We start from the raw sequence: 7,335 nt of genomic DNA on the forward strand, positions 1-7,335 counted from the left end.
GGCTTCAGTGGGCACACCCCGATAGGCGATACGCGGCGTGACGTCGCGCTGCACGATGATGTCGCCCTCGTCTGCAAACGCCGGTGCGCCGGCAAGCATCATTGCAAGCCCCGCAGCCAGTGCGGTTGGCTCAATCGCGCGGTGGATCGCCAAGCGCCAGGCATGGCGTCGCGAGGTGATTGTTGGCATGGCTGGCTCCTCCCCGCAGGGCATAGAGCGACATCTGTGCCAGGACGACTAACACCTTGATTTCCCTAGGAATACGCCCGCCCCCAATGGCAACACCCTGCTCAAGCACACGTTTTTGTGTCGTGGCTGAAACAGGCAGGTCATTGAATTTGGAGGCGCAAGCTGGCACGAACTGGATATCGCCAGCGCTCAGCACATCAACGCATGATGTTTCTGTCTTGAAGCACCCCGGTCGGCACTCGCGCGAAGCGCTCGGAGCACCGGTACATTGCATGCGTAGCGGGGGTTCGCATACGCGCCTAGGCGTCGACGAAAATCAAATTCGACGATATATGCATCTCGATGCGCGAGAGCAAAGTTTGGGGCGGAGGTTGGGAGGCGCGTTCGTATGCGGTGGAGGCACGCGTGAGCGCATGAAATGGGCTCTGCAGAGGAGAACAGCAGATGCAAACCCGGATGTCTGCCACGGCAACGTGGCGTTTCAATTAGTTGTTGCGCCGCCCGGAAACCCGGTGTTCACAAGGGATGCCGGGACAACGGCGCAACAACTTCGGAAACGCGGCGCAATAACTATTTCAAATCGCTATTTTTTTTGTACAGCGATAAGACTTACTCGACTGTGACCGACTTGGCGAGGTTGCGCGGCTTATCCACATCGGTGCCACGCGCCAGCGCCGTGTGATACGCCAGCAACTGCAGCGGCACCACGTGCAGAATCGGCGAGAGCTGGCCGTAGTGCTCCGGCATGCGGATCACCTGAATACCGTCGCTCGACTGGATGTGCGTGTCGGCATCGGCAAACACGTACAGCTTGCCGCCGCGCGCGCGCACTTCTTGGATGTTCGACTTGAGCTTCTCGAGCAGCGCGTCGTTGGGCGCCACCGTCACCACCGGCATCTCGTCGGTCACCAAGGCCAGCGGGCCGTGCTTGAGTTCACCGGCCGGATACGCCTCGGCGTGGATGTACGAGATTTCCTTGAGCTTGAGCGCACCTTCCAGAGCGATCGGGTAGTGCAGGCCACGCCCCAGGAACAGCGCGTTCTCACGACGGGCAAACTCTTCCGACCACGCAATGATCTGCGGCTCCAGCGCCAGCACGGCGTTCAGTGCCGACGGTAGGTGGCGCAGGTGGCGCAGCGCGTCTTCTTCCTGCGCGTCGCTCAGATGGCCGCGCAGCTTGGCAAACGTCAGCGCCAGCATGTACAAGGCGGCCAGCTGCGTGGTGAATGCCTTGGTCGAGGCCACGCCAATCTCGGTGCCGGCGCGCGTGAGGAACTTGAGTTCGGTCTCGCGCACCATGGCGCTTGTCCCCACGTTGCACACAGCCAGCGTGTGGGTGTGGCCCAGCTCGCGTGCGTGGCGCAGTGCGGCCAGCGTGTCGGCGGTTTCGCCCGACTGCGAGATCACCACAACCAGCGCGTTCGGGTTGGGCACCGTCTCGCGGTAGCGGTATTCGCTGGCGACTTCCACCTGCGTCGGGATCTTGGCGATCGACTCCAGCCAGTACTTGGCCGTGCAGCCCGAGTAGTAACTCGTGCCGCAAGCCAGAATCAGCACGCTGTCAACCTTGGACAGCACCTCGGCCGCGTTCGGGCCGAACAGGTCGGGACCAAAACCCTGAATGCCTTCAAGCGTGTCACCCAGTGCGCGCGGCTGCTCGAAGATTTCCTTTTGCATGAAGTGGCGGAACGGGCCAAGCTCCACGGCGGCAGCGTATCCGCCCACCTCCTTGACCTCGCGCACGGCAGGCTTGTCGTGCGCGTCCATCACGGTGAAGCCTTCGCGGGTGATCTCCACCACATCGCCCTCTTCCAGGTAGGCCATGCGGCTCGCGGTGCCAGCCACGGCCAGCGCGTCAGAGGCGAGGAACGTCTCCTTTTCGCCAAGTGCCACCACCAACGGCGAGCCGGCACGCGCGCCGACCACCACGTCGGGATTGTCGCGGGCAAACACAGCAATGGCATAGGCGCCATGCAGGCGCTTGACCGATGCACGCACCGAGGCAAACAGGTTGCCGCGTGTGGCGCTGCTCGGGTACGTGTAAGCCTGGTGGATCAGGTGGGCGACCACCTCGGTGTCGGTCTGCGATTCAAAGCCGTAGCCGACGGCCTTGAGCTCTTCACGCAGCGCTTCGTAGTTCTCGATGATGCCGTTGTGCACCAGGGCGATGGTGTCGCCCGAGAAGTGCGGGTGGGCGTTGACGGTATCCGGCTTGCCATGCGTGGCCCAACGCGTGTGGGCGATGCCGATGGCGCCGTCCAGGTGGCTGGTCTGCGCCTGCGTGTCGAGGTCTGCCACGCGCGACACGGTACGCGCGCGTTCAAGCTGGCCGTCGCGCTGCACGGCAACGCCGCAGGAGTCATAGCCGCGGTATTCCAGGCGGCGCAGGCCCTCGATCAGGACGGGAACGATATTGCGCGTGGAAACCGCGCCGACGATACCGCACATGTTGATTTCTCCAGTTGGAGCACAGCGTCGCGATGCGCTGCGCTCGATACGTATTCCATTCAGTATCGATGCTCGTGCGCCGCAGCGGCATCCGCTGTTCGGCGCAGGCGGACATCTGACGCCGCTTCAGGCGCCCTTCTTCTGCTTGACCGGACGCTGCCAGTTCTCGATAGTGACTTGGCGCGCACGCGAGACGGTCAGCTTGCCATCCGGCGCATCCTTGGTCAGCGTAGTGCCAGCACCCAGCGTTGCGCCCTTGCCCACGCGCACCGGCGCCACGAGCTGCGAGTCGGAACCGATAAAGGCGTCGTCTTCGATAACGGTGCGGAACTTGTTCGCGCCGTCGTAGTTGCAGGTAATGGTGCCCGCGCCGATGTTCACGCGCGAACCCACCGTGGCGTCGCCCACATAGGCCAGGTGGTTGGCCTTGCTGTGCGCCGCCACTTGGCTGTTCTTGACCTCGACAAAGTTGCCGATGTGCACGTCTTCGGCCAATTGCGTGCCCGGGCGCAGGCGTGCGTATGGACCGATGCGCGAGTCCGCGCCCACGCTGGCCTGCTCGATGTGGCAGAACGGCAGGATCTCTGCGCCGGCATGGATGGCCGATTCGCGGATCACACAGTTGGCACCCACATGCACGCCGTCAGCCAGCGCCACATGCCCTTCAAACACGCAGTTCACGTCGATTACCACGTCGCGACCGCACGACAGGTGGCCGCGGATGTCGATACGCGCCGGGTCGACCAGGGTGACGCCGTCTTCCAGCAGTTGCTGCGCAAGGTTGCGCTGGTGAATACGCTCCAGCTCGGCCAGCTGCACCTTGCTGTTCACGCCCAGCGTTTCCCATTCGGCCAACGGGTGTGCGGAGGTGATCGGCACGCCTTCGGTGGCGGCGCGCTCGATCACGTCGGTCAGGTAGTACTCGCCTTGCGCGTTGTTGTTGGACAGCGTGGCCAGCCACGTCTTGAGCTTGGCCGTCGGGCAAACCAGGATGCCGGTGTTGACCTCGTGAATGGCAAGCTGCGTTTCGTTGGCGTCCTTCTGCTCGACGATGCGGGTGATGCGGCCGGCAGCGTCACGCACGATGCGGCCGTAGCCGGTCGGGTCATCCAGGTGCACAGTCAGCACGCCCAGGTGGTCCTGCCCGGCGGCGCCGACCAGCGCATTGAGCGTTTCTGCGCGGGTGAGCGGCACGTCGCCGTAGAGCACCAGGGTGGGCACGCTCTCATCGAGCTGGCCAAGCGCCTGCATGACGGCGTGGCCGGTGCCGAGCTGCTGCTCCTGCGTTGCGAAGGTGACATCGGGCGCGCCGACCATCTCACGCACACGCTCACCGCCATGGCCAACCACGACCACCAGTCGCGTTGGCGACATGGAGCGCGCGGTTTCGATCACGTGGGCCAGCAGCGGTTTGCCGGCCAGCGGATGCAGCACTTTCGGCAGGGCGGAACGCATGCGTTTGCCCATGCCTGCGGCAAGGATGACGATATTCACAGGAGGTTCCTAGAGTGACTCGAAGCGATAGCCTGCGGCGGTGTCCCAAGCATGCTTATGGCCACCCGGAACCTGCTGCCCGCCACCTCCCCTCAAGTTGGCTGGACCGCCAGCAAACCCTTCTATGGGGCGCATTTGCGGCGTATAAGACACAGATGAAAAATTTTAGCATGGGGCCTCCCCCCCAGTTGAACCCGTCAAACGGTCGAATTGTTGCAATTGCGCCATTACCGGGCCGGCTAAGCCGCTGGCTGGTCGTGCTGGCGGCGGTCGTCTCGTTAGCCTGTCTGCAGGCGTGCAGCACCTTGAAAGTGGGCTATAGCCAGGGGGCGCGACTGACCTATTGGTGGATCGATGGCCAGTTCGACCTGCAGGACGCCCAGGCCGGCCCCACGCGCGAGGCCGTCGCACGCTTCTTTGTCTGGCACCGACAAGACCAGTTGCCACGTGTGGCGGCGCTCCTGCGGCGCGCGCAGGAAGCGTTGCAGCAACCTGTGACGGCGCAGCAAATGTACGTTTACCAGGAAGCGTTCCAGCAATTCGGGCGCGCCGCCTTTGACCAGGCCAAGCCCGACATCGCTCGCCTGCTGCTGAGCACCACACCCGCGCAGCTTGCGCATGTGCAGAAAAAATTGACGGAAAGCAACGAGAAGTATCGGCGCCGCTACCTGGGCGACGACGCTGAAGAGCGCCTGCGCGCCCGCCTCAAGAAAGTGATGGAGGATGCACGCCTCATATACGGCAGTTTCTCCGCCGAGCAGGAGGAGGCCATTCGTACAGCCATCGCCCCGATGGTGGACAGCACGCCGGCCCGGTATGAGGAGCGCGTCGCGCGCCAGCAGGCGTGGCTGGCGCTGATTGCCCGCGTGCAGCAGGAGCGCCCGGATGAAGCGACCGTCGTGCAGTGGCTCACGGTCTATGCCGACCAGTGGCAGCGCGCCCCGGGCGAGCGTGGCGTCCAGCAGCGCGTGCGCCGCGAATCCGATACCGCGATGCTGGTCACCATCGCCAACCTGACGACGCCGCGCCAGAAACAACATGCGCGCGAGCGCCTGCAGGGTTGGATCAACGATGTACGTGACCTGATGCGCGACGGCGAAACCGGCGGCGCTACTCAGGCGCAGAACAACTGAACGCCGCGATCAGTTCGCGGCGGCTTCGTCGGCGGCCGGCTTGCGCTCGAAGCGTACGAACTCGATGCGGTCGTCATGCGAGCCGGCAAACACCAGCGGCGCTTGATCGTAAGAGGTCTGGCCAAACAGCGAGTCCTCACCAATCTTGGCCAGGCCCGTGCTCAGGCCGTTGAAGTCGAACAGGTCCGTATCGGCCAGGTGCGACGGCACCACGTTCTGCAACGACGCGAAGATGTTGTCGATGCGACCCGGCGTCTGGCGCTCCCACTCCAGCAGCATCTCCTTGACCTTCTTGCGCTGCAGGTTCTCTTGCGAGCCGCACAGGTTGCACGGGATGATCGGAAATTCCATGGCGCGCGCGTACGACGCGATGTCCTTTTCCGCGCAGTAGGCCAGCGGGCGAATGACGATGTGGTCGCCATTGTCGGTGGCCAGCTTGGGCGGCATCGCCTTCATCTTGCCGCCAAAGAACATGTTCAGGAAGAACGTGTTGACGATGTCGTCGCGGTGGTGGCCCAGCGCGATCTTGTTGGCGCCCAGTTCCTTGGCCGTGCGGTAGATCACGCCGCGGCGCAGGCGCGAGCACAGCGAGCACGTGGTCTTGCCCTCGGGCACCTTCTCCTTGACGATCGAATACGTGTCCGCCTCGACGATCACGTACTCCACCCCTGTCTTCTTCAGATAGGTGGGCAGCACGTCCTCCGGAAAGCCGGGCTGCTTCTGATCGAGGTTCATCGCGATCAGCTTGAAGTTGACGGGCGCGCGCTTTTGCAGCGCCATCAGGATCGACAGCATCGTGTACGAGTCCTTGCCGCCGGACAGGCACACGAGAATGGTGTCGCCGTCCTCGATCATCTTGAAGTCGCCGATGGCGCGACCGACCGCCGACTGCAGGCGGGTTTCGAGGCGGTGGAAGTTATTGGAAAACGTCATGGCATGCTGACCCCGCCAGCGCTGAATAATGGCCGAACGGGCGTCAAATCGTGAGGAAAATCAGTATTTTAGCGTGCAACGGCAACGCGCGGTGGCACCGTCTGCAGGCTTGGACGAACCGGCCTAGAATCGTTTGCTTGATCCCTCGCCCAACATGGAGACAGCAATGCGGATTCTGGTACTTGGCGCCGGCGGCACCGGCGGCTACTTCGGCGGACGGCTCGCCCAGGCCGGCGCAGACGTGACCTTTCTGGTGCGCCCGGCACGGGCGGCACTGTTGCGCGCGCAAGGTCTGGTGATCCGCAGCCCGGCGGGCGATGCGCAGTTGCCCGTGCAGATCATTACCGCCGACGAAGCCAACGCCTGGGGCCAGGCCGATCTCATCCTGCTGAGTTGCAAGGCCTATGACCTGGACGATGCGATTGCCGCGATCCGCCCCGCTGTGGGCGAGCGCACCGTCGTGCTGCCAGTGCTCAACGGGCTGGCGCACCTGGACCGGCTGGACGCGGCCTTCGGTGAGTCGCGCGTGCTGGGCGGCCTGTGCCACATCAGCGCCACCACTGCGCCCGATGGCGCCGTGCTGCACCTCGGCATTGGGTCAGGCCCGGCGCCGCAGTCCGTCACCTTTGGCGAGCGCACGCCGCACGCCCCGCGCGCGCGCACCGAGGCCATCCGCAACGTGTTCGCCACGGCCAGCTTTGATTCGGTGCTGGCCGACAACGTGATGCAGGACATGTGGGAGAAGTTTGTCTTCCTGACCTCGCTGGCGTCGATGACGTGCCTGATGCGGGCCAACGTGGGCGAGATCGTCGCCACGGATGAGGGGCGTGCGCTCAACGAGGCGATGTTTGCGGCGTGCCAGTCGGTGTCTGCCGCATCGGGTTATCCCATCCGCACGCAGGCGCGTGAGCGCGGCCAGCAGGTGCTGACGCAGGTGGGGTCGCCGCTTACGGCGTCGATGCTGCGGGACCTGGAAAACGGTGGCCGAGTGGAGGCCGATCACATCGTCGGTGACATGCTGCAGCGGGGGCGCAAGCTGGGGGTGGATGTGTCGCTGCTGCGTGTGGCGTATGCGCATTTGCAGGCGTATCAGCAGCGGTTGTTGCGGCCTGCTGTTTGAGCGGTGGTGCTTTTGGGG

At 64.1% G+C, this 7,335-nt stretch carries 5 protein-coding genes and 1 pseudogene; 2 read left to right on the forward strand and 4 right to left on the reverse strand.

Annotated features, from left to right (window positions below; genetic code table 11):
• From JHD73_RS25275 to glmU, 3 genes and pseudogenes are all read right to left on the reverse strand, one after another.
• A pseudogene (locus JHD73_RS25275) lies at window positions 1-189 on the reverse strand (hypothetical protein); the annotation flags it as partial.
• A gap of 609 nt (window positions 190-798) precedes the next feature.
• Complete coding sequence (glmS, locus tag JHD73_RS25280) at window positions 799-2,637, reverse strand: glutamine--fructose-6-phosphate transaminase (isomerizing) (protein ID WP_199032916.1); 1,839 nt, start codon at window positions 2,635-2,637, stop codon at window positions 799-801.
• A 126-nt stretch (window positions 2,638-2,763) separates the two neighbouring features.
• Entirely contained in the window at window positions 2,764-4,131 is a 1,368-nt protein-coding gene (gene glmU, locus JHD73_RS25285; protein ID WP_199032917.1) for a bifunctional UDP-N-acetylglucosamine diphosphorylase/glucosamine-1-phosphate N-acetyltransferase GlmU, read from the reverse strand.
• Window positions 4,132-4,301: 170 nt separating this feature from the next.
• Between glmU and JHD73_RS25290 the strand changes: the two genes are divergently transcribed.
• Entirely contained in the window at window positions 4,302-5,264 is a 963-nt protein-coding gene (locus JHD73_RS25290; RefSeq protein WP_233177148.1) for a DUF6279 family lipoprotein, read from the forward strand.
• 9 nt (window positions 5,265-5,273) lie between these two features.
• Here JHD73_RS25290 and ttcA read toward each other — a convergent pair whose 3' ends face one another.
• The gene (gene ttcA / locus JHD73_RS25295; protein ID WP_199032918.1) at window positions 5,274-6,197 is read right to left on the reverse strand and encodes a tRNA 2-thiocytidine(32) synthetase TtcA; all 924 of its coding nucleotides are present in this window, start codon (window positions 6,195-6,197) and stop codon (window positions 5,274-5,276) included.
• Window positions 6,198-6,363: 166 nt separating this feature from the next.
• Here ttcA and panE point away from each other — a divergent pair, with 166 nt between their 5' ends.
• Complete coding sequence (gene panE, locus JHD73_RS25300; protein ID WP_199032919.1) at window positions 6,364-7,317, forward strand: 2-dehydropantoate 2-reductase; 954 nt, start codon at window positions 6,364-6,366, stop codon at window positions 7,315-7,317.
• Window positions 7,318-7,335: the final 18 nt, after the last annotated feature.

Origin of the sequence: Ralstonia sp. ASV6, assembly GCF_016429285.1 — a bacterium.
GTDB lineage: Bacteria > Pseudomonadota > Gammaproteobacteria > Burkholderiales > Burkholderiaceae > Ralstonia > Ralstonia flaminis.